Here is a 21,482-nt window from a genome sequence, read left to right as displayed (position 1 = left end):
CAATTTCCAGCAATAGGCCTCGGAAAAGACCTGTCGCGGCATCCGCCCATTAGTCTTCCTTGGGCTGTTCAAGGTTCGAGGCGTCGACCGCCTCAACCCAAAAAAATATCAACGCACTCCGTAGCTTGCGAACTCCTGAACGATGTTCGGATCCATCGCCTTGGCGTTGGCGATATCGAGCGCGCCTTCCTGGGCGGAGCCGTTGCGCTGCTTGGCGAGGCCGCGCCCATAGAGCGAGGAGGTCAGGCGCGGGTTGATCTTCAGGGCTGCGTCGAAATCGGCGATGGCATTCTTGACCGCGCCCGACTTGAGGTTGACGAGCCCCCGGCTATCCAGCGCATCGACGAAGTTCGGCCGCAGCCGCAACGCCTCGTTGCAATCCTTCAGCGCGCCCTGGAGGTCGCCAACGACGGTGCGGGTCCAGCAGCGGTTATTCAGCGCCTCGACATCCTTGGTGTTGATCCGGAGCGTGTCGTCAAAATCCTTGATGGCGAGGTTGTAGGCACCCTTGCTGGCATAGACCTGGCCACGCCGGTACAGCGCGTTCACGTCGTCCGGATTGGCGGCAATCTTGGAGGTCAGGCTCTTGATCGTGGGATCGTCGGCCAGGGCGGCGGCACTCGGCCCGCTGTCCGTGCTCGGCGCCGGAGCGGGGTCGATCGGTTTCACCGGCGGTGGCGGCGGAGGCAGGGCGGCCTCGACCTGAGGCTTCGGGGCCGGCGCGGGAACAGGCGCAGGTGGCGGAGCAGGCGCAGGCGCAGGTGCCGCAGCGGTGTCGGCCGGCTTCGGCGGCGGAGGCGGTGTCGGCGGCGCGGGCGGCGGCGGGTTGTTGGCGACGACCGGCGGCGGCGCGGGAGGCGCAGGCGGCGTCGCCGGTGCCGGACGCGATCCGCCGGCTCCCGGGCTGAACGAGAAATCTTCGGCCAATGAAGAGGATATCCACGGCACCTGCTCGCCGCGGGAAGCGCGGGTGACGCCCATCTTGGTCCGGTTCAAAGTCTCCTCGGCCATCAGGTCGGGGACGCGGATTTCCTTGAGGAGCTCCTGGACGAACAGGCTGTGATCGCCACCGGCGTCCGAGACCACCGAGGCCAGCGCGGCCGAATACATCACCAGCGTGCCGTTCGGCGCGATGACCGGGGTCAGGCCGGCCGAGAAGCTGCGGAACCGGCGCTCGAACGGGTTCCGCCTGGAGGCGTCGATCAGCGCGATCTTCACGCCGGCGCCGCGGGTATTGAGCTCGCCGAGAACGGTCTCGAGGCTGAAACCGTCGCGGCGCACGTCGGATTCCGTCCAGATCTGCGCATCGATCGGCAGCATGTAGCTCTGGCGCGCCGATTGGATGCCGAAGCCGCTGAAAAACACCAGCGCCACCGATCCCGGCTTGATCTTGCCGTAGAGCTTGTCGAAGGCGCGGCGCATGCCGTCGCCGGTCAGATTCTCGCCGATCTCGACGGCAAAGCCGTCGCGCTTGAGCTCGTCGGCGACGTTGCGCGCATCGTTGATCGGTTCCTTCAGCGGGGCATCCGCGTCCGGATATTTGGCATTGCCGATGACCAACGCAAAACGGTCACCGGCCGCAAGCGATGGAGCAGTCGGGACGAGTGAGATGAGCAAGGGTAGAAGAAAAAAGAAGCGAATTTTCATATTCAGCGCGGTCCAGCCAAAAAGGCGCCGTTCCCAGCTTGCGCCGCGGCGACCTTAACTTACGCTTCCTGCATTATCAAACCGGGGACGGGGGGCGTCAACCACTTGGAGATTCGGCGTTATCGCGACGATTGACCGCAACGTCCGGGTGCGCCGCAAGGGGGATAAGCAGTCTGTCATGTTTGTGCTCGACGTGATCCGGCTCGATTTTACCGGCGGCACGTTAGGACCTCCATGGCGACGAAAATGTGATTGGTCTCACGTTGAAGGCCTGCTCCCTCGCGCCGCGAAGCGTTTGACCTTTGCAGCGGACAATGGCTTGCTGCGCAGGATCGTCCCGGAAGGTCCACTCAGAAAAGCAAAGCAAAAAAGCAAGAATCATGGGAAACGCCTACGAAATCTACGCCCTGCGCTATGCGACGATGTCGCCGCGCACCCCCAGCATGAACTTCCTTCAGCCCGATCCGCATGACAGCGCGGCGCAGGACCTTGACTATTTCGTCTGGCTGATCCGCGGGGGCGGCCGCGACATCTTGGTCGACACCGGCTTCAATGCCGAGGAGGCGAGCGCGCGGGCGCGCAAGCTGACGCTCAATCCGGTCGATGCGCTGGAGCGCTTTGGCGTTGCGGCGTCAAACATTCGCGACGTCATCGTGACGCATCTGCATTACGACCACGCCGGTAATCTCGATCGCTTCCCGAATGCGCGCTTCCATCTGCAGGAGCGCGAGATGGCTTACGCGACCGGCCGCTGCATGTGCAACGGCCTGCTGCGCCATCCGTTCTCGGTCGAGCACGTCACGCAGATGGTGCGCCACGTCTATGGCGAGCGTGTCACGTTTTACTCCGGCGACGGCGAGGTCGCGTCCGGCGTCACCGTGCATCGTGTTGGCGGTCATTCCGACGGCTTGCAGGTGGTCAAGGTCGAAACCGCGCGTGGACCGGTGGTGCTGGCGTCCGATGCCGCGCATTATTACGCCAATCTGCAGCGGCGCAGCCCGTTCCCGATCGTCTACAATGTCGGCGACATGGCGGTGGGTTGGGAGACGATCGAGCGCCTCGCCGGCCACCCCGATCGATTCATCCCCGGACACGATCCGATCGTGACGGAGATCTATCCGCGCGCCAGCGACAAGGTCGAGGCCTGGGCGCTGCACCTGCCGCCGTCGCGGTCGTTTGCGAAGTGACGGCGTAAAGCGAGCGCGACCCCATCGCCGTCACCCTGAGGTGGCCGCTTATTCAGCGGCCCTCGAAGGATGAACGGGGCTGGCGCTACCCGCGGGCGACTCAATCAGTACGCCTGCTTCGCGTCGGCCTCTTCGCTGGTCTGGATCAGATCGAGGCTCTGCTCGATCTTGCCGAGCAGCGCCGCGAGCTGCTTGCGCTCCTGCGCGGAGAGGCAGGCGAGGATTTCGTCTTCCCGCCGCAGCAATTGCGGGAACAGCTCTTCGTAGAGCGCGCGGCCCTTCTTCGTCAGTTGCAGGCGGAATTCGCGGCGGTCGGCTTCGTTCTCGACCCGCTCGATCAACTCCTGATGCAGCAACGTCGTCACAGCCCGGCTGATGGTCGATTTGTGCGTGCGGGTGCATTGCGCGATGTACTGCGCGCTGCAGGCATCGTTGCGGAACCCGAGCGTGGCGATCACGCGCCAGGCCGGAATGTCGAGACCATGCCGTTCCTGATACTCGACCGAGAGCGCGGAACTGACCTCGGCCGCGAGCCGGTTGAGGCGGAACGGGACGAACTTGAACAGGTCGAGTCGTGCCTTTGGCCGCGCAGAAGCCTCATCGGCTTCGCGGGCCTTCAATGCGATGTCGCTGGTTCTCGCCAAGGAGCGCGCTCCGAATTCCAGTTGACGGCCGGCCGGCTCCGGTCCAAAATAGTTGCACGTGAGACTATCTAGCAGATCGGTCCAGTCCTGACCAGAGCCGAGGATAGTGTATGGCGCAGGCCAAGACGCATCAGGCCAAAGCCCAGTTCGGTTATCGCCGCCATCCCGATCAGGACCGCGCTGGCCAAAGCCCGGCCGAGCATCCGGTCGTGGTTGTCGGCGCCGGCCCGGTCGGGCTGTCGCTCGCGATCGATCTCGCCCAGCGCGGCCAGCGCGTCGTCCTTCTCGACGACGCCGACCGCATCGGCGAGGGCTCCCGCGCGATCTGCTTCTCGAAGAGGTCGCTGGAATATTGGGACCGGCTCGGCGTCGGTGACCGCATGGTCGCCAAGGGCGTGGTGTGGAGCGTCGGCCGCATCTTCCACGGGGACTCTCAGCTCTACCAGTTCAACCTCCTGCCCGAGGACGGCCACAAGCGGCCCGCCTTCATCAATCTGCAGCAATACTACGCCGAGGCCTATCTGGTCGATCGCATCCAGGATCTGCCCGAGATCGACCTGCGCTGGCGCAACAAGGTGACGGCGCTGGAGCAGCGCAACGATTCCGCCCTGTTGACGATCGAAACGCCTGAGGGCGCCTATCGCCTGCACGCGCAATATGTCATCGCCTGCGACGGCGCGCGCTCCTCGCTGCGGCAGATGGTCGGCGCCAAGTTCGCGGGACAGGTGTTCGAGGATCAGTTCCTGATCGCCGACGTCAAGATGACCGCGGAATTTCCGACCGAGCGCTGGTTCTGGTTCGATCCGCCATTCCATGCGGGACGCTCGGCGCTTCTGCACCGGCAGCCCGACGATGTCTGGCGCATCGATCTCCAGCTCAATCGTTACGCCGACCCAGTCGTCGAGAAGAAGCCGGAGAACGTGCGGCCGCGGATCGCCCGCATGCTCGGGCACGACAAGTTCGAGTTCGAGTGGATCTCGCTGTACAAATTCCAGTGTCGGCGGATGGACCGCTTCATCCATGGCCGTGTGATCTTCGCGGGCGACTCCGCGCATCAGGTTTCGCCGTTCGGCGCGCGCGGCGCCAATTCCGGACTCGAGGACGCCGAAAATCTGTCCTGGAAGCTCGACCGCGTGCTGCGCGGCGCCTCGCCCGCGAGCCTGCTCGAGAGCTATCATACCGAGCGCAGCATGGCCGCCGACGAGAACATTCGCGAATCCACGCGCTCGACCGATTTCATGGCGCCGAACTCGCATCAGGAAGCCCGGCTGCGCAAGGCGGTGCTGTCGCTCGCCAAGGAGACGGCGTTCGGCAAACGCATGGTCAATGGCGGCAGGCTGTCGGTGCCGTGCAGCTATGATTCGCCGTTGTCGTCGCCTGATGCGGATGCGTGGCGCGGCGGACCGGCTCCTGGCTGCTCCATGCTCGATGCCCCCGTTGCGATGGGTACGGGCGAGCACGGCTATTTGACGGATGCATTCCGGACGGGTGGAACGGACTTTGCGCTGCTGTCGTTCAGCAACGGCGCGGCGGTCGCTGCGCCCGATGGGGTGAAGGACATCCGCATCGACGGCACGGGCGGACCTGCCGATCCCGCGGGCCTCGTTGCAAAGCGATATGACGCCGAGCCGGGCGCCGCTTATCTGCTCCGGCCGGACGGCTACGTCGCGGCGCGCTTCCGCCATCCGACGCGGGCGGCGATCGCGGCGGCGCTGTCGCGGGCGCAAGGCCTGACACAAGGCCTGAATTGAGGTTTTTCATGCCACTCTCCACCAGCTCCAACTTCGCGCGACCTGACGATGCCTTCCGTGCCATCGCCGAGGCCCATCGTGGTCTCACGGAGGAGCAGAGCGCCGACTTAGACGCAGCACTGGTGCTGATCCTCGCCAACCATATCGGCGACATCGATGTGCTGCGCGAGGCGATCACGCTCGCCAAGCGGCGCATGATCGACGGCCAGCAGCAGCAACAGCAACAACAATGACCCCGTGAATTGAAGGACGAATTGATGGCGAAGAACTTCGCATCCACCGGCGACCTCTCCGAGAAGACAATCACCTTCTCCGAGATCGGTACCGATCTCTATGCCTTCACCGCCGAGGGCGATCCGAACACCGCAATCATCGTCGGCGACGACGGCTGCCTGGTGTTCGACGCGCAGGCGACCCCTGCGATGGCGAACAAGGTGATCGAGCGCGTCCGCACTGTCACCGACAAGCCGATTAAATATGTCGTGCTGTCGCACTATCATGCCGTGCGCGTCCTCGGCGCCTCCGCTTACAAGGCGCAAGGCATCGTCGCCTCGCAGGAGACGTATCGACTGATCGAGGAGCGCGGCAAGCAGGATTGGGATTCCGAATACGGCCGCTTTCCGCGGCTGTTCCAGGACGCGCAGAGCATTCCCGGCCTGACCTGGCCGACGTTGACCTTCGAAGGCGAGATGTCGATCTATCTCGGCAAGCGCGAGGTGCGGCTGATGCAGCTCGGGGCCGGTCACACCTCCGGCGACATCGTCGCCTGGGTGCCGGACGCTGAGGTGATGTTCTCCGGCGATCTCATCGAATATCACTCGGCCTGCTATTGCGGCGATGCTCACTTGCGCGAATGGCCGCTGACGCTGAACGAGATACGCAACTTCAATCCGAAGGCGATCGCGCCCGGCCGCGGCGATGCGCTGAAGGGTACAGCCACGGTGCGCGAAGCCATCGCGATGACGCGCGACTTCGTCACCTCGCTCTATGGTGCGGCCGAAATCTCGGTTGCGAAGGGGCGTACGCTGAAGGAGACGATGGCGGCAACGCGCGAGGTGATGGATCCGAAATTCCACAGCTTCGCAATTTACGAGCACTGCCTGCCGTTCAACGTGTCGCGCGCCTTCGACGAAGCGTCGGGGATCGACGATCCCGTGATCTGGACCGACAAGCGCGACCAGGAAATGTGGGCGGCCTTGCAAGGAGGAGGGTAGTCATGAACATCAATACCTCGCCTGATCAGATCATCCGAAGCTCGGCTCAGGTCACGCCGGGCTATATGTCGGGCTTCGGCAACAGCTTTGAGACCGAGGCGCTGCCGGGCGCGCTGCCGATAGGGCGCAACTCGCCGCAGCGCTGCGCCTATGGCCTCTATGCCGAGCAGCTCTCGGGCTCGCCCTTCACCGCGCCGCGCGGCACCAATGAACGCTCCTGGCTCTATCGTATTCGCCCCTCGGTGAAGCATTCCGGGCGTTTCGAGAAGGTCGATGCCGGACTGTGGCGCTCCGCGCCGTGCCACGAATACGATCTGCCGATTGCGCAGATGCGCTGGGACCCGACGCCGCTGCCGAAGGATGATGTGACCTTCGTCCAGGGCGTGCAGACCATGACGACCGCCGGCGATGTGAATACGCAGGCTGGCATGGCCGCGCATGTCTATCTCATCACCAAATCGATGGTGGACCAGCATTTCTACAATGCCGACGGCGAGTTGATGTTCGTGCTGCAGCAGGGCAATCTTCGCCTCGTCACCGAGTTCGGCCGCATCGACGCCGAGCCGGGCGAGATCGTGGTGATCCCGCGCGGCGTCAAGTTTCGCGTCGAGATCCCGAACGGCCCGGCGCGCGGCTATCTCTGCGAAAACTATGGCGGCGCGTTCACGCTGCCCGAGCGCGGGCCGATCGGCGCCAATTGTCTCGCCAATGCGCGCGACTTCCTCACCCCTGTCGCGCATTACGAGGACAAGGACACGCCGACCGAGCTCTACGTGAAATGGGGCGGCTCGCTGTTCAAGACGGCGTTGCCGCATTCGCCGATCGACGTCGTCGCATGGCACGGCAATTACGCGCCTTACAAATACGATCTGCGCACCTTCTCGCCGGTTGGGGCGATCGGGTTCGACCATCCCGATCCCTCGATCTTCACGGTGCTGACCTCGCCGTCCGAGACGGCGGGCACCGCGAATATCGACTTCGTGATCTTCCCCGAACGCTGGATGGTCGCCGACAACACCTTCCGTCCGCCCTGGTATCACATGAACATCATGAGCGAGTTCATGGGCCTGATCTACGGCGTCTATGACGCCAAGCCGCAAGGCTTCGTCCCCGGCGGCATGAGCCTGCACAATTGCATGCTGCCGCACGGCCCGGACCGCGACGCCTTCGAGCACGCCAGCAACGGCGAGCTGAAACCGGTGAAGCTGACCGGCACCATGGCCTTCATGTTCGAGACTCGCTACCCGCAACGCGTCACCGCGCACGCCGCGAATGCCTCGACGCTGCAGGACGATTACGCGGATTGCTGGAAGGGTCTCGAGAAGCGGTTCGATCCGAGCAAGCCGTAGCTTTTCTTCCCCTCTCCACTTGTGGGAGAGGGTGGCTCGCCGCGAAGCGGCGAGACGGGTGAGGGGTCTCTCTCCGCGTGTGACTCTCTTACTTCTGCATTCGCGGAGAGAAACCCCTCATCCGGCGCTTCGCGCCACCTTCTCCCACAAGGGGAGAAGGAAGATAGGACGGAGCCAAAGTGACAACGCACCCCAACGACCCCAGCCTCCGTTCCTTCATCCACGTCGATCCCGCCTCCGACTTCCCGATCCAGAACCTGCCTTACGGCGTGTTCTCGACCGCGGCCAACCCGACGCAGCGTGTCGGCGTCGCGATCGGCAATTACGTACTGGATCTCTGGGAGCTCGAACAGGATTCCCGGCTCGATGTCGGCCCGCTTGGCGTCTTCTCCGGACCCTCGCTCAATCCGTTCATGGCGCTCGGACCAAAGGTCTGGAGCAACAACCGTGCCCGCATCAGCGAGTTGCTGCGACACGACCATCCGGAGCTGCGCGACAACGAGGAGCTGCGTAAGCAGGCGCTCGTGCCGATGCGCGATGCCAGACTGCATCTGCCGTTCGCGGTCTCCGGCTACACCGATTTCTATTCCTCGAAAGAACATGCCACCAATGTCGGCGTGATGTTCCGCGGCAAGGACAATGCACTGCAGCCGAATTGGCTGCATATGCCGATCGCCTATAACGGCCGCGCGTCCACCGTCGTGGTGTCAGGCACGAGCGTGAAGCGCCCCCGCGGGCAACTGAAGCCGCCGAATGTGGACGTGCCGAGCTTCGGGCCGTGCAAGCGGCTCGATTTCGAGCTGGAGATGGGCGTGGTGATGGGCCAGCCGTCGCCGATGGGCGGCATGCTGACCGAGCAACAGGCCGAGGAGATGATCTTCGGCTTCGTGCTGCTCAACGACTGGAGCGCGCGCGACATCCAGCAATGGGAGTATGTGCCGCTCGGCCCGTTCCTCGCCAAGGCGTTCGCGACATCGATCAGCCCCTGGGTGGTGACGCGCGAGGCGCTGGAGCCGTTCCGCCTGAAGGGCCCGGAGCAAGAGCCGGTGCCGCTCGACTATCTCAAACAGGCGAAGCCGCAGAACTACGACATCGCGCTCGACGTCTCCTTGCGCGCCGCGGGCGGCAATGCGCCCGCGAGCATCGGCCGCACCAATTTCAAGTACATGTACTGGTCGTCGGTGCAGCAGCTCATGCACCACGCCTCCTCTGGCTGCGCCATGAATGTCGGCGATCTCCTGGGGAGCGGTACGATCTCAGGCCCGGAAAAGAACCAGCGCGGCAGCTTGCTGGAGATCAGCTGGAACGGCACCGAGCCGGTCGAATTGCCGGGCGGAGTGAAACGCTCATTCCTGGAAGACGGCGACAGCCTCGTGATGCGCGGCTGGTGCCAGGGCAACGGCTATCGCGTCGGCTTTGGTGAGGTCGAGGGGACGATCCTGGCGGTGGAGTAAGTCGCGTTCTCGGGTTCGTAGGGTGGGCAAAGGCGCGCTAGCGCCGTGCCCACGCGATGGACATGGTGGGCAGGCTTCGCTTTGCCCACCCTACGAGACCTATCGCTTCTCCGGCGGCACATCCCTGATCCGCGCGCAATGCGCCGCGACATCCTCGAAGCTGTACTTCAAATGCACCCGCTTGTCGGACGGAACCTGCCTGGTCGTGCAGACGCCCGGCCGCCATTCCTGCGTGGGACGGATCGGGCGCGGGGCAAAGCCGCCGCCGCAATTCGGGCAGACATTGGAGAGCTTCGTCTCGACGCAGTCTGCACAGAACGTGCATTCATACGAGCAGATCCGCGCATCCGTTGCATCAGGCGGCAGGTCGCGGTCGCAATATTCGCAATTCGGTCGAAGCTGGAGGGCCATGGCAGAATCTCCGGATTGGACCGGATCATCGCAGATCGCCTGGGCTGCGCGAATGCCGCATTTCCCTCGATTTCAGCCGGCCTTGATCTCCTTGAGCGGCAGCCGCGAACTCTCTTTCAGCCTATCCAGCACGATCGAGGAGCGCACATGCGCGACGCTCTGGTGCGGCATCAGCACGTCGTTGACGAGGTTGGAGAGGCCCTTGAGATCGCGCAGAACCGCCTTCAGCACGTAATCGGCGTCGCCAGTGAGCGAATATGCCTCCTGGATTTCGTCGATGCGGCCAACGAGCGCGCGAAACCGCTTCGAATTATCCGGCGAGTGAGTCGCGAGCGTCACCTGGATGAAGGCGACCACGCCGAAGCCGAGCGCCTCGCTGGAGAGATCGGCGTGATAGCCCGCGATCACCTTCTCCTCCTCGAGGCGCATGCGCCGGCGCGAGCATTGCGAGGCCGAGAGCCCGGCGAGGTCGGCGAGTTCCTGGTTGGTGAGGCGGCCGTCGTCCTGGAGCGCGCTGAGGATCTTGAGGTCGAACACGTCTATTGAGATCATGCGCGTTTTGTCCATTTCATGCACGGATCGTGCGCATTATGTCAAAATCGTACCCCATTTGCACGCCCTTTGCGTGCCGCATGAAGGATAGTTCCTCCCAGCAACAGGGAGAACACCATGGGACCGTTTCCGCATGATGCACCGCCGGCCACTATTAGCGCCGACAATCCGATGGGTACCGACGGGTTCGAGTTCGTCGAATATGCGCATCCCAACCCGGGCGAGTTGCACGCGCTGTTCAAGTTGATGGGCTATGCGCCCGTTGCGCGCCACAAGACCAGGAAGATCACGGTCTATCGCCAGGGCGACATCAACTATCTCGTCAACGAGGAGCCAGGCACCCACGGCTACGACTTCGTCGCCGCGCACGGGCCTTGCGCTCCGTCGATGGCGTTCCGCGTCGTCGACGCGAGGGCGGCCTATGACCGGGCGATTTCGCTCGGTGCGGAGCCGGCGGACGTATCATCCACACAGAAGACGCTCGACGTGCCCGCGATCAAGGGCATCGGCGGCAGCCTGCTGTATCTGGTCGATCGCTACGGTTCCAAGGGTTCGGCCTATGATGCCGAATTCGAATGGCTTGGGGCGCGCGATCCGCGGCCGGTCGGCGCCGGCCTATTCTATCTCGACCACCTCACCCACAATGTCCATCGCGGCCGCATGGATGTCTGGGCAGGCTTCTACGAAAAGCTGTTCAACTTCCGCCAGATCCGCTTCTTCGATATCGAGGGCCGCGCCTCCGGCCTGTTCTCGCGCGCGCTGACGAGCCCCGACGGCAAGATCCGTATTCCCATTAACGAGGACGCCGGCGATTCCGGCCAGATCGAGGAATATCTGAAGACCTATCGCGGCGAGGGTATCCAGCACGTCGCCTGCGGGTGCCGCGACATCTACCGCACCATCGAAGACCTGCGTGACGCCGGCCTGCCGTTCATGCCGGCGCCGCCCGAGACCTATTTCGAGAAGATCGATACGCGCCTGCCCAAGCATGGCGAGGACCTCGCACGTCTCCAGAGGAATGGCATCCTCATCGACGGCGAAGGCGTGGTCGAGGGCGGCCAGACCAAGGTGCTGCTGCAGATCTTCTCGGCCAACGCCATCGGTCCGATCTTCTTCGAGTTCATCCAGCGCAAGGGCGACGACGGATTCGGCGAGGGCAATTTCAAGGCCCTGTTCGAATCGATCGAGGAGGATCAGATCCGCCGCGGCGTGTTGAAGGTGGATGCGGCGTAAGGCGCGCCGTCCCCGTAGGGTGGGCAAAGCGTAAGCGTGCCCACCACCTTTATCCAATTGCGGAGAGAACGTGGGCACGGCGCAAGAGCGCCTTTGCCCACCCTACGGATTAGAGCGTAGGACTACTTCGCTGCCTTCCACGCCTTTGTCACAGCCCCAATCTCAGCACCTTCCGGCTCCCGCACCGCCGACGGCGTGCGCGAGAAACGCGGTGCGGGGGCAGGCTGTTTCACGCCGTGGCGCTCGACGAAGACGTTGCGGGCGACCATGTGTGGATGCTTTGTTGCCTCCGACATGGTCAGCACCGGCGCGAAGCAGATGTCGGTGCCTTCCATGATCTTGCACCAGTCCTCGCGCGTCTTGCTCTTGAACACGGCCTTCAGCTTCTCTTTCAGCGCCGGCCAGGCCTTGGGGTTCATCTGCGCGTCGAAGTCGGCGTCCGTCAGGCCCGCGTGCTCGCGCAGCAGGGCGTAGAATTGCGGCTCGATCGAGCCGATCGAGACGAAATGGCCGCAGGCGCATTCGTAGACGCCATAGAAATGCGCGCCGCCGTCGAGGAAGTTCTGGTTGCGCCCTTCGGTCCAGCGTCCCATCGTGGTCATGTCGAAGAAGAACGACATCAGCGAAGCCGCGCCGTCGCACATCGCGGCGTCGACGACCTGGCCCTTGCCGGACTTTGATGCTTCCAAAAGCGCTGCAAGCACACCGACGACGAGATAGAGCGCGCCGCCGCCGAAATCGCCGACCAGGTTGAGCGGCGGCACCGGCGCCTCCTTCGTGCCGATCGCGGCGAGCGCGCCGGTGATGGAGATGTAGTTGATGTCGTGGCCGGCCGCGTTCGCAAGCGGGCCTTCCTGGCCCCAGCCGGTCATGCGGCCGTAGACCAACTTCGGGTTACGCGCGAGCACGACGTCCGGCCCGAGGCCGAGCCGCTCCATCACGCCGGGACGAAAACCTTCGACCAGCGCATCGGCGCTCGCGAGCAGGTCCAGCGCTTGCGCGATCGCCGCCTTGTCCTTGAGGTCGAGCTCGATCACCTTGCGGCCGCGGCCCGCCACCGACTTCATGCTCTTCTTCGCGCCGATACGGTCGAGCGTGACGACATCGGCGCCCATGTCGGCCAGCATCATGCAGGCGAACGGGCCGGGGCCGATGCCGGCGAATTCGACGATGCGGAAGCCCGAAAGCGGGCCGGAGGCGCGGACGGAGGAGCCGTCTGATTTTTCTTGGGCTGGTTTGTCGAGCACGTTGTTGTTTCCTCGGGTCGCGGGCGGATGCCGGTGGCGCGGCAATCACCTCTGACATTGCTCTTAGGGGCGAGTTAATTGGCTGATTAACTTTTCTCGCCTTCACGCCAGCGAGGCAAGCAGTTTTCATGCCGCAGGGCCAAAAATAAAACGGCGCGCACCGAAGTGCGCGCCGCGGAAAATTTGTGTCGAGACGCTAAGTCGCGACCGCTCTTTAGTTCATTTTGAGCACGATCTGGCTTTCCGGATCATGCTCAGCTCGCGGCGGCGACCGCGCGCTGCGCCATCACCTTGACGAGGTTGGCGCGGTATTCCGCCGTGCCGTGGATGTCGGCCAGCAATCCGTTCGCCGAAATGCTGACGCTGTCGATCGCCGATGGCGACCAGTTGGCCTTCAGCGCGGCTTCGATCGCAGGCACCCGCATCACGCCGCTCTGCGAGGCCCCTGTGGCGGCCACCCGAACCTCGCCCGATTTGGTCTGCGCCACGAACACGCCGGTCAGGGCGAAACGCGAGGCGGGGTGACGCATCTTCTCATAGCCCGCCTTCGCCGGCACCGGGAACGACACGGCCGTGATGATCTCGCCGTCTTCCAGCGCCGTCGAGAACAGGCCCTGGAAGAAGTCCTCCGCCGCAATCGACCGCTTGTTGGTTTTGACGGTTGCGCCGAGCGCGAGCAGCGCGGCGGGGAAGTCCGCCGCGGGATCGTTGTTGGCGATCGAGCCGCCGATCGTGCCGCGATAGCGCACGGCAGGGTCGCCGAGCACCGAGGTGAGATGGGCGATCGCGGGAATCGCCTTCTTCACATCGGCATTCGTCATGATGTCGTAATAGGTCGTGGCGGCCTTGATTGTCAGCGTATCGCCCGACAATTCGACGCCCTGCAACTCCTTGATCTTGCCGAGGTCGATGACGTCAGAGGGACTGGCGAGCCGCTGCTTCATCACCGGCAACAGCGTCTGGCCGCCGGCCAGAAACTTGGCCTCGCTGCCCTTGGCGAACAGGCTGACGGCCTCGTCGACCGAGGAGGCGCGATGATATTTGGTCTGGTACATCTTCGTTGCTCCCTCTCAAGCCGCGTGGATCGTGCGCCACACCCGGTCGGGGGTTGCGGGCATTTCCAGATTGTTCTTGCCGATCGCATCCGTGATCGCGTTGATCACGGCCGCAGAGGCGCCGATCGCCCCGGCCTCACCGCAACCCTTGATGCCCAGGGGATTGCCCGGACACAGCGTCGTGGTGTGGGAGAGGTTGAAGGAGGGCACATCGTCGGCGCGCGGCATGGCGTAATCCATGAACGAGGCCGTGACCGGCTGGCCGCTGGCATCGTAGATCGCATGCTCGAGCAGCGCCTGCCCGATGCCTTGAACAAGGCCGCCATGGACCTGGCCCTCGACGATCATCGGGTTGATCAGCCGACCGAAATCGTCGGCCGCGACGAAGTTGACGAAGGAGGTCTTGCCGGTGCCGGGATCGACCTCGAGCTCGCAGATATAGGTGCCGGCCGGGAAGGTGAAGTTGGTCGGATCGTAGAAGGCGCTTTCCTTCAGACCCGGCTCCATCCCGTCAGGCAGATTATGCGCGGTATAGGCCGCGAGCGCGACCATCGGCAGGGCAATCGCCTTGTCGGTGCCGGTGACCTTGAACTCGCCGTTCTCGATGACGATGTCGGCCTCGGAAGCTTCCAGCGCATGCGCCGCAATCTTCTTGGCCTTGGATTCCATCTTCTCCATCGCCTTCAGGATCGCGGTGAGGCCGACGGCCGCCGAGCGCGAGCCGTAGGTGCCCATGCCGAACTGCACCTTGTCGGTATCGCCATGGACGATCGAGACCTGGCTGATGGGAACGCCGAGGCGCTCCGCGACGAGCTGGCAGAACGTGGTCTCGTGACCCTGGCCGTGGCTGTGCGAGCCCGTGAGGATCTCGATGGTGCCGACCGGGTTGACGCGCACCTCGGCTGATTCCCACAGGCCGACGCCGGCGCCGAGACTCCCGACCGCCTTCGACGGCGCGATGCCGCAGGCCTCGATGTAGCAGGACACGCCGATGCCGCGCAGCTTGCCGTCGGCTTTGGCCTTGGCCTTGCGGGCGGGGAAGCCGGCATAGTCGATCGCCTTCATCGCGGCATCGAGCGAGGCGTTGAAGTCGCCGGTGTCGTAAGCCATGATGACGGGTGTCTGGTGCGGGAACTGGGTGATGAAGTTGGTCCGGCGCAGCTGGGCCGGATCGACCTTGAGCTGCCGCGCCGCCGTTTCCATCAACCGTTCGATCAGATAGCTCGCCTCGGGGCGGCCCGCGCCGCGATAGGCGTCGACCGGCGTGGTGTTGGTGTAGACCCCGATCACCTCGGCATGGATCGCCGGGATGTTGTACTGGCCCGACAGCAGCGTCGCGTAGAGATAGGTCGGCACCGAGGACGAGAACAGCGACATGTAGGCGCCGAAATTGGCGTAGGTCTTCACCTTGAGGCCGGTGATCTTGTTGTTGGCGTCAAATGCCATTTCGGCATGGGTCACATGGTCGCGGCCATGCGCGTCGGTGAGGAAGGCCTCGGTGCGGTCGCCGGTCCATTTCACGGGACGGCCGATCTTCTTGGAGGCCCACAGCGCCACCATCTCTTCGGGATAGATGAAGATCTTGGAGCCGAAGCCGCCACCGACGTCGGGCGCGATCACCCGCAGCTTGTGCTCGGGCGCGATGTTGTAGAACGCCGACAGAACGAGGCGGGCGACGTGCGGGTTCTGCGAGGTCGTGTAGAGCGTGAAATGCTCTTCCGCAGCGTCGTAATCGGCGATCGCCGCGCGCGGCTCCATCGCGTTGGGGGCGAGGCGGTTGTTGGTGACGTCGAGCTTGACGACGTTGGCGGCCTTGGCGAAGGCAGCATCGGTGGCGCCCTCGTCGCCGATCACCCAGTCATAGACCTGGTTGCCGGAGGCCTCGGGATGAAGCTGCGGCGCGCCTGATTTGATCGCGGCCTGCATGTCGGCGACGGCGGGAAGCTCTTCGTAATCGACAACGACGGCTTCCGCCGCATCGCGCGCCAGATTCTTGCTGTCGGCGATCACGACCGCGACGGCCTGACCGACGAAGCGTACCGTCTCCGGCGCCATTGCCGGCCATGCGCCCATCTTCATCGGGCTGCCGTCCTTGGAGGTGATAGCCCAGCCGCAGATGAGGTTGCCGACCTTGTCGTCCACGATCTGTTGGCCCGTGAGCACGGCGACCACGCCCGGCATCTTCAGCGCGGCGGAGGAATCGATCCCCTTCACCTTGGCGTGGGCGTGCGGGCTGCGGACGAAATGTGCATGGGTCATGCCCAGCAGTTTGATGTCGTCGACGTAGCGGCCCTTGCCGGTAATGAAACGCTTGTCTTCCTTGCGCACGACGCGCGCGCCGATGCCTTCAACACCCATGTCTGGTCCTCCCGACCGGAAATTCTATGGCTGCGCTTTCCTTCGAGAGCGGCAGCGGTGATTTGTTCTATCGAGGCGCGCCGCTCTACTCGGCCGCCTGCGAGACCTTCATGCGTCCGGCCGCATCTAGCACGGCTTTGACGATGTTGTGGTAGCCGGTGCAGCGGCAGATATTGCCTTCCAGCTCGCTGCGGACGGTGGCCTCGTCGAGCTGGCCACCATGGCGCTGCACGATGTCGATCGCCGACATGATCATGCCCGGCGTGCAGTAGCCGCATTGAAGGCCATGATTGTCGCGGAAAGCGGCCTGCATCGGGTGCAGTTCGTCTCCCTTGGCGATGCCCTCGATGGTGGTGACGCTGGCGCCGTCGGCCTGGCCCGCCAGCATGGTGCAGGATTTCACCGCCCTGCCGTCCATATGCACGACACAGGCGCCGCACTGGCTGGTGTCGCACCCGACATGGGTCCCCGTGAGATTGAGGTGATCGCGCAAAACGTGGACCAGCAGCGTGCGGTCCTCGACGTCGACAGCAACGGCCTTGCCGTTCACTGTCAGTTTGACTGTAGACACGGTGTAGTCCTCCCGGGATCGATTTTGATTGTTTCTAATTAGAGACAGCGACCCGGAACTTTGCAACTAGGATTTTGGTCGCCCGCGTCATGGAAAAGTCATTGATCCTGCCGGGCCCACGGGGCTCTGCGAGTCGGCGTCCGCGGTTCGGCAGCTGAGGCGGGGGGCGAGGGCGATCCCCAGCATGTTCTCATTATTAAGGTGCACTGCTTGCGTGGGATGCCAGCCGGTGCCCCATTCGGTGGGCCTTTGGCCAAGAAGCCGGAGCGCGCGGAGATAGGACGAATTTACCGCCCCTTGACGTTTCTGCCTTAGTTTTGCGCACGCGGTCGGGGAGGCGGGGCGCCTTCGGATCGCGGCTTTGGAATAAATAATGGGGGTGGGAATGTCCGGGCGTATCGCGTCGCCGTCAAAGAGCACAATATTTCCCACGCTCAGGTTCCGCGCCAAGATCATCCTCGGCTTTGCCGTCGTGCTGGCGATCTCCGCCGGCAGCATGGCCTTCTCCTATCTCGGCTTCGAGCGCGTTTCGGAAGGCGTCGGATCCTACCGGAGCAGCGTCTCGGAGGCCGATCTTGCCCGCAATATCGATCGCGAGCTGCTCGGCTATCGCTCGGCCGCCCGTTACTTCGTGGTGACCGGGAAGGACGACGATGCCAAGGCGGCGCTGGACGCCGAGGCCAGCCTGAAGAATGCCATCGATCAGGCGATCAAGAATGCCAAGCAGCCGGCGCGGCTGGAGAGCCTCAACAAGCTCGCCAAGGAATTTTCCAACTTCTCGGCGACCTTCGCCAAGATTCTGCAGGCCAAGCGCGACAGCGCGCTTCTGGTCCAGAATCAGCTTCAGCGCAACGCCAACCTCCTGAAATACAAGCTGGACGACGTCGGCAACAACGCCTCGGACTCCGAGGCGCAGGCGATCGAATTCGGCACCAAGCAGGTCAACGCCCAATTCCAGACCGCGAGCGCGGCCGCGAGCAATTTCATTCTCAACTCCGACCAATCCATCGGAGCGAGCGCGATGGCGCGACTGAAGTTCGTCGAGAACTCGCTCGGCGCGATCTATTCCATGGACGACAAGATCGTCGCCGGCCTGAAGGAGGCCAAAGCGTTTCTTACGGCCTATCGCGAAGCGCTGGAGAAGCTGATTGCGCAAGCCAAGTTGGTCGACGACCTCGTCACCGCGATGAGCGGCTCGGCCGGCGCGATCCTGCAAGGAGCGACCGCCATGAAGGCGGACCTCGTCGCTGAACAGCAACGGCTGGAGTCGGAGTCGGAAGCGACCATCGGGCAGACCGAGCACCTGGTTCTGATCCTCGCCATTGGCGGTACGCTGCTTGGTGCGGTCCTCGCCTTCCTGCTCGGAACCGGCATCTCGCGTCCGATGATCGCGATGTGCAAGGCGATGCGCGAGCTGGCCTCGGGTAATTTCGACGTCGTGCTGCCGGGCCTCGGCCGCAAGGACGAGATCGGCGAGATGGCCGGTGCGGTCGAGGAGTTCAAGGTTCAAGCCGTTGCCAAAGCCGAACGCGATGCCGCCGCCAGCGAGGTCCAGAACCGCGAGCAGGCTGCAGGCCGGCGCGCCGAGCTGATTCGCTTTGCGGATGATTTCGAGAACGCGGTCGGCGCCATCGTCTCCAACGTCTCGGCCTCCGCCGTGCAGCTGGAATCGGCGGCTTCGACGCTGACCCGCACCGCCGAGACCACGCAGAGCCTGTCGAGCCAGGTCGCGGGCGTCTCCGAGCAGGCGTCCTCCAACATGCAGTCGGTCGCGACCGCGACGGAAGAGCTCTCGGCCTCGGTCGAGGAGATCGGCCGCCAGGTCCGCGATTCCAGCCGCATTGCCGAGGCCGCCGTGGTTCAGGCCAGGGAGACCGACGGGCGCATCGGCAAGCTGTCGCATGCGGCCCAGCAGATCGGCGAAGTGGTCAAGCTGATCACGGCGATTGCCGAGCAGACCAACCTTTTGGCGCTCAACGCCACCATCGAGGCGGCACGCGCCGGCGAAGCCGGGCGTGGCTTTGCCGTCGTTGCGAGCGAAGTGAAGTCGCTGGCGAGCCAGACCGCGAAGGCCACCGACGAGATCTCCTCGCACATCACGGGCATGCAGGGCGCCACGGCGGAATCGGTTGCCGCGATCAAGGAGATCGGGGCGACCATCGGCCAGATCTCGTCGATCTCGACCTCGATCGCGAGCGCGGTCGAACAGCAGGGCGCGGCGACCCAGGAGATCGCGCGCAGCGTCCAGACCGTCGCGCAGGGCACCCAGACCGCGGCCACCGACATCGGCGAGGTCAACCGCGGCGCTGCCGAGACCGGCTCGGCCTCGGAGGAGGTGCTGCACTCGGCCAAGACGCTGTCATCCGAAAGCACCCGCCTGCGCGCCGAGCTGGATCGCTTCATGGGAAATATCCGGGCGGCGTAGAACCCGCGGAACCTGTAGGGTGGATTAGCGAAGCGTAATCCACCGCCTCGCAGTCGGCGTGGAAAGTTAAGTGGTGGGTTACGGCTGCGCCTAACCCACCCTACTGATCTTCGTCCGCTTGTCCGCGACGACAGCGGACACTGGCGCGGCATTCAATTGTCCCCGCGTCGGAAAGCGCGCCTTAACAAATTCCCCGCGTCATATAACCGCCAGTTGCGGCGTCGCAAATTTACCACAGCTTATCCTTTGCCCCGTACCGTGCCGGCGAGTCTGGAAGCGGGCTGCTTCCGGGCTGCGCCTGGTTTTCCGCGAATGGAATGGGGTGGGGGGAATGTCGGTCACGTCGAAGTCGCGCCTATCGAAGCTGCCAACGTTGCGTTTTCGTGCAAAAATCATCCTCGGCTTCGTGGCAGTGCTAGCCATCCTCGCCGTCAGTATGGCTTTCGCCTATTTCGGCTTCGAGCGGATCCAGGGCGCCGTCGCCTCCTACCGAACCAGCGTGTCGGAAGCCGACCTTGCCCGGACGGTCGATCGCGAGCTGATCGCCTATCAGGGGTTGGCGCGGGCCTATACCCTGACCGGCGCGGCCGATGACGAGACCGCGGCCAAGGCGGCTGAAGAGAATCTGAGGAGCGCGATCGCAAAGTCGATGGCCGCCACGACCGGTGCCGCCCGCCGTGAGCAGGTCGGCAAGCTCGAGGCTGAGTTCCAGCGCTTCACGAAGGTGTTCGGCGAAATCATCACCCTGACGCGCGAGAACAACAAGATCGCGGCCGATGAGCTCAACAGCGTCGGCAACAAGATCCGCTTCAAGTTCGACGACCTTGCCGATACTGCCGCGCTGGCCGGGCTGGCCTCGGTCCAGACCACGGCCAAGGACATCACCTCGCAATATCTGGCGGTCTCCACCTCGGTCAGCGCCTTCGTAGCCAAGCCGGAGCCGAAGACCGCCGATGGCGTGATCGCGCGAGTCAAATTCCTGGAGACCCTGCTGGTCTCGATCTATGCGAACGACCAGAAGATCACCGACCGCGTGACCGAGATCGGCAACCTTCTGAAGCAATACCGCACCTCCTTCACCAAGCTGTCGGAGAATGTGAAGATCATCGTCAAGCTGAACGGCGATATGACCAAGACGGCGGCAGGCATCCTCAAGCTCTCGGGCGAGCTGCGGTCGGATCTGACTGCCGATCAGCAGCGCATCGAAGCCAGCGCCAATGCGACGATCATGGACACCGAGCGGCTGATGGTGATGTTGGCGCTCGGCGGCCTCGCCATCGGCGCTGTGCTCGCCCTGATGCTCGGCAACGGCATCTCGCGTCCGATGATCGCGATGTGCAAGGCGATGCGCGAGCTGGCCTCGGGTAATTTCGACGTCGTGCTGCCGGGCCTCGGCCGCAAGGACGAGATCGGCGAGATGGCCGGTGCGGTCGAGGAGTTCAAGGTTCAAGCCGTTGCCAAAGCCGAACGCGATGCCGCCGCCAGCGAGGTCCAGAACCGCGAGCAGGCTGCAGGCCGGCGCGCCGAGCTGATTCGCTTTGCGGATGATTTCGAGAACGCGGTCGGCGCCATCGTCTCCAACGTCTCGGCCTCCGCCGTGCAGCTGGAATCGGCGGCTTCGACGCTGACCCGCACCGCCGAGACCACGCAGAGCCTGTCGAGCCAGGTCGCGGGCGTCTCCGAGCAGGCGTCCTCCAACATGCAGTCGGTCGCGACCGCGACGGAAGAGCTCTCGGCCTCGGTCGAGGAGATCGGCCGCCAGGTCCGCGATTCCAGCCGCATTGCCGAGGCCGCCGTGGTTCAGGCCAGGGAGACCGACGGGCGCATCGGCAAGCTGTCGCATGCGGCCCAGCAGATCGGCGAAGTGGTCAAGCTGATCACGGCGATTGCCGAGCAGACCAACCTTTTGGCGCTCAACGCCACCATCGAGGCGGCACGCGCCGGCGAAGCCGGGCGTGGCTTTGCCGTCGTTGCGAGCGAAGTGAAGTCGCTGGCGAGCCAGACCGCGAAGGCCACGGACGAGATCTCCTCGCACATCACGGGCATGCAGGGCGCCACGGCGGAATCGGTTGCCGCGATCAAGGAGATCGGGGCGACCATCGGCCAGATCTCGTCGATCTCGACCTCGATCGCGAGCGCGGTCGAGCAGCAGGGCGCGGCAACGCAGGAGATCGCGCGCAGTGTCCAGACCGTCGCGCAGGGCACCCAGACCGCGGCCACCGATATCGGCGAGGTCAACCGCGGCGCCGCCGAGACCGGCTCGGCCTCGGAGGAGGTGCTGCACTCGGCCAAGACGCTGTCATCCGAAAGCACCCGCCTGCGCGCCGAGCTCGATCGCTTCATGGGCAATATCCGGGCGGCGTAAGCTCGCTGCGCCACACTCC

At 64.2% G+C, this 21,482-nt stretch carries 17 protein-coding genes; 9 read left to right on the top strand and 8 right to left on the bottom strand.

Going from position 1 to position 21,482, the window contains the following annotated elements:
• Positions 1-108: 108 nt before the first annotated feature.
• Positions 109-1,647: a caspase family protein gene (locus IVB26_RS37335; protein ID WP_247969846.1), complete on the bottom strand. Its 1,539-nt coding sequence runs from the start codon at positions 1,645-1,647 to the stop codon at positions 109-111.
• Positions 1,648-2,027: 380 nt separating this feature from the next.
• Between IVB26_RS37335 and IVB26_RS37330 the strand changes: the two genes are divergently transcribed.
• Positions 2,028-2,834 carry an N-acyl homoserine lactonase family protein gene (locus IVB26_RS37330; protein ID WP_247969845.1) on the top strand — a complete coding sequence of 269 codons (807 nt, stop codon included), beginning with the start codon at positions 2,028-2,030 and terminating at the stop codon, positions 2,832-2,834.
• Between the two features lie 104 nt (positions 2,835-2,938).
• On the opposite strand, the gene IVB26_RS37325 is transcribed toward IVB26_RS37330, so the two are convergent.
• The gene (locus IVB26_RS37325) at positions 2,939-3,478 is read right to left on the bottom strand and encodes a MarR family winged helix-turn-helix transcriptional regulator (RefSeq protein WP_247969844.1); all 540 of its coding nucleotides are present in this window, start codon (positions 3,476-3,478) and stop codon (positions 2,939-2,941) included.
• A 110-nt stretch (positions 3,479-3,588) separates the two neighbouring features.
• Between IVB26_RS37325 and IVB26_RS37320 the strand changes: the two genes are divergently transcribed.
• The 5 genes from IVB26_RS37320 (at position 3,589) to fahA (ending at position 9,246) form a co-directional block, all read left to right on the top strand.
• Positions 3,589-5,229, top strand: coding sequence for an FAD-dependent oxidoreductase (locus IVB26_RS37320; protein WP_247969843.1), 1,641 nt, complete (start codon positions 3,589-3,591; stop codon positions 5,227-5,229).
• Between the two features lie 8 nt (positions 5,230-5,237).
• A complete protein-coding gene (locus IVB26_RS37315; protein WP_246925979.1) occupies positions 5,238-5,462 on the top strand; it encodes a DUF2783 domain-containing protein in 225 nt (74 codons plus the stop codon).
• 24 nt (positions 5,463-5,486) lie between these two features.
• Entirely contained in the window at positions 5,487-6,443 is a 957-nt protein-coding gene (locus IVB26_RS37310; RefSeq protein ID WP_247969842.1) for an MBL fold metallo-hydrolase, read from the top strand.
• Between the two features lie 2 nt (positions 6,444-6,445).
• Positions 6,446-7,792, top strand: a complete 1,347-nt coding sequence (gene hmgA / locus IVB26_RS37305) for a homogentisate 1,2-dioxygenase (RefSeq protein ID WP_247969841.1) — start codon at positions 6,446-6,448, stop codon at positions 7,790-7,792.
• A 179-nt stretch (positions 7,793-7,971) separates the two neighbouring features.
• Positions 7,972-9,246 carry a fumarylacetoacetase gene (gene fahA, locus IVB26_RS37300; RefSeq protein WP_247969840.1) on the top strand — a complete coding sequence of 425 codons (1,275 nt, stop codon included), beginning with the start codon at positions 7,972-7,974 and terminating at the stop codon, positions 9,244-9,246.
• Positions 9,247-9,345: 99 nt separating this feature from the next.
• Here fahA and IVB26_RS37295 read toward each other — a convergent pair whose 3' ends face one another.
• Complete coding sequence (locus IVB26_RS37295; RefSeq protein WP_247969839.1) at positions 9,346-9,657, bottom strand: DUF1272 domain-containing protein; 312 nt, start codon at positions 9,655-9,657, stop codon at positions 9,346-9,348.
• Between the two features lie 72 nt (positions 9,658-9,729).
• On the bottom strand, positions 9,730-10,209 hold the full coding sequence (locus IVB26_RS37290) for an Lrp/AsnC family transcriptional regulator (protein ID WP_247969838.1): 480 nt from the start codon (positions 10,207-10,209) through the stop codon (positions 9,730-9,732).
• Positions 10,210-10,326: 117 nt separating this feature from the next.
• On the opposite strand from IVB26_RS37290, the gene hppD reads away from it, so the two are divergent.
• Positions 10,327-11,442, top strand: coding sequence for a 4-hydroxyphenylpyruvate dioxygenase (gene hppD, locus IVB26_RS37285; RefSeq protein ID WP_247969837.1), 1,116 nt, complete (start codon positions 10,327-10,329; stop codon positions 11,440-11,442).
• A gap of 122 nt (positions 11,443-11,564) precedes the next feature.
• Here the strand turns inward: hppD and IVB26_RS37280 are convergent, their stop codons facing one another.
• The 4 genes from IVB26_RS37280 to IVB26_RS37265 form a co-directional block, all read right to left on the bottom strand.
• Positions 11,565-12,689 (bottom strand): CaiB/BaiF CoA transferase family protein, encoded by a 1,125-nt coding sequence (locus IVB26_RS37280; RefSeq protein WP_247969836.1) that lies wholly within the window; start codon positions 12,687-12,689, stop codon positions 11,565-11,567.
• A 254-nt stretch (positions 12,690-12,943) separates the two neighbouring features.
• Positions 12,944-13,744 (bottom strand): FAD binding domain-containing protein, encoded by an 801-nt coding sequence (locus tag IVB26_RS37275; protein ID WP_247969835.1) that lies wholly within the window; start codon positions 13,742-13,744, stop codon positions 12,944-12,946.
• A 15-nt stretch (positions 13,745-13,759) separates the two neighbouring features.
• On the bottom strand, positions 13,760-16,102 hold the full coding sequence (locus IVB26_RS37270) for a xanthine dehydrogenase family protein molybdopterin-binding subunit (RefSeq protein ID WP_247969834.1): 2,343 nt from the start codon (positions 16,100-16,102) through the stop codon (positions 13,760-13,762).
• Positions 16,103-16,187: 85 nt separating this feature from the next.
• Positions 16,188-16,673: a (2Fe-2S)-binding protein gene (locus IVB26_RS37265; protein WP_247969833.1), complete on the bottom strand. Its 486-nt coding sequence runs from the start codon at positions 16,671-16,673 to the stop codon at positions 16,188-16,190.
• Positions 16,674-17,058: 385 nt separating this feature from the next.
• Here IVB26_RS37265 and IVB26_RS37260 point away from each other — a divergent pair, with 385 nt between their 5' ends.
• Positions 17,059-19,098: a methyl-accepting chemotaxis protein gene (locus IVB26_RS37260; protein ID WP_247969832.1), complete on the top strand. Its 2,040-nt coding sequence runs from the start codon at positions 17,059-17,061 to the stop codon at positions 19,096-19,098.
• Between the two features lie 331 nt (positions 19,099-19,429).
• A complete protein-coding gene (locus tag IVB26_RS37255) occupies positions 19,430-21,463 on the top strand; it encodes a methyl-accepting chemotaxis protein (protein WP_247969831.1) in 2,034 nt (677 codons plus the stop codon).
• Positions 21,464-21,482 lie beyond the last annotated feature (19 nt).

Origin of the sequence: Bradyrhizobium sp. 195 (assembly GCF_023101665.1) — a bacterium.
Classification (GTDB): Bacteria; Pseudomonadota; Alphaproteobacteria; order Rhizobiales; family Xanthobacteraceae; genus Bradyrhizobium.
Note: the sequence above shows the minus strand (reverse complement) of the source record. Positions and strands in the feature narration are given on the sequence as shown.

Bases quoted from the DNA above. Each gene is read 5' to 3' on its own strand.
- IVB26_RS37310 (WP_247969842.1), top strand. From the start codon at position 5,487: ATGGCGAAGAACTTCGCATCCACCGGCGACCTCTCCGAGAAGACAATC.
- IVB26_RS37335 (WP_247969846.1), bottom strand. From the start codon at position 1,647: ATGAAAATTCGCTTCTTTTTTCTTCTACCCTTGCTCATCTCACTCGTC.
- IVB26_RS37260 (WP_247969832.1), top strand. From the start codon at position 17,059: ATGTCCGGGCGTATCGCGTCGCCGTCAAAGAGCACAATATTTCCCACG.
- IVB26_RS37330 (WP_247969845.1), top strand. From the start codon at position 2,028: ATGGGAAACGCCTACGAAATCTACGCCCTGCGCTATGCGACGATGTCG.
- IVB26_RS37255 (WP_247969831.1), top strand. From the start codon at position 19,430: ATGTCGGTCACGTCGAAGTCGCGCCTATCGAAGCTGCCAACGTTGCGT.
- IVB26_RS37270 (WP_247969834.1), bottom strand. From the start codon at position 16,102: ATGGGTGTTGAAGGCATCGGCGCGCGCGTCGTGCGCAAGGAAGACAAG.
- hppD (WP_247969837.1), top strand. From the start codon at position 10,327: ATGGGACCGTTTCCGCATGATGCACCGCCGGCCACTATTAGCGCCGAC.
- IVB26_RS37320 (WP_247969843.1), top strand. From the start codon at position 3,589: ATGGCGCAGGCCAAGACGCATCAGGCCAAAGCCCAGTTCGGTTATCGC.
- IVB26_RS37315 (WP_246925979.1), top strand. From the start codon at position 5,238: ATGCCACTCTCCACCAGCTCCAACTTCGCGCGACCTGACGATGCCTTC.
- hmgA (WP_247969841.1), top strand. From the start codon at position 6,446: ATGAACATCAATACCTCGCCTGATCAGATCATCCGAAGCTCGGCTCAG.
- IVB26_RS37290 (WP_247969838.1), bottom strand. From the start codon at position 10,209: ATGATCTCAATAGACGTGTTCGACCTCAAGATCCTCAGCGCGCTCCAG.
- IVB26_RS37275 (WP_247969835.1), bottom strand. From the start codon at position 13,744: ATGTACCAGACCAAATATCATCGCGCCTCCTCGGTCGACGAGGCCGTC.
- IVB26_RS37295 (WP_247969839.1), bottom strand. From the start codon at position 9,657: ATGGCCCTCCAGCTTCGACCGAATTGCGAATATTGCGACCGCGACCTG.